Source organism: Vibrio sp. 1580, assembly GCF_033340055.1.
Map to the genome: position 1 here is coordinate 1 of NZ_JAWOVT010000780.1, position 510 is coordinate 510.

The following is a 510-nucleotide window of genomic DNA, read 5'->3' on the forward strand; positions in this document are numbered from 1 at the left end:
ATCTGTGATTGAAAACTTAAAACCGGCTTTGCCAAAAGAAGCACGCTTTGAAAAAGTGCACGTGGCGTTTATGGGCGCAGACATGGCAGTGCCAATGGCAAAATCTTACGCAGCCATGGTATCGCTAGGTGTTGAAGACAAAATGGTGCCTGCGATGTTCGCGCAAATTCATCAAAAGCGCCAAGCACCGAAAAACGAAGATGAGTTAAAGAAAGTCTTCACGGACAACGGTGTCGATGGCAACAAATTTGACGCGGCGTACAACAGCTTTGCGGTTAGTTCGATGCAAAAGCGTTTCGATAAGCAGTTCAAAGAGAGCACTCTGACCGGCGTTCCTGGCGTCGTTGTGAATAACAAGTACATCGTTATTCCTAATGAAGTCCGTAGCTATGCCGAGTACAGCGAATTGGTGAACTATCTGCTAACGCTATAAATTAAAAGAAATGAAAAATGGCGGCCAAGTGGTCGCCATTTTTTTGAATTCGTTATCTCAGTACGGTTGTACAAGCT

Annotated in this window: 1 protein-coding gene; it reads left to right on the forward strand. The window is 44.9% G+C overall.

Going from position 1 to position 510, the window contains the following annotated elements; translation table 11 throughout:
* The coding region (locus R7093_RS28350) for a thiol:disulfide interchange protein DsbA/DsbL (RefSeq protein ID WP_318147425.1) at positions 1–433 on the forward strand (433 nt) is incomplete at its 5' end.
* Positions 434–510 lie beyond the last annotated feature (77 nt).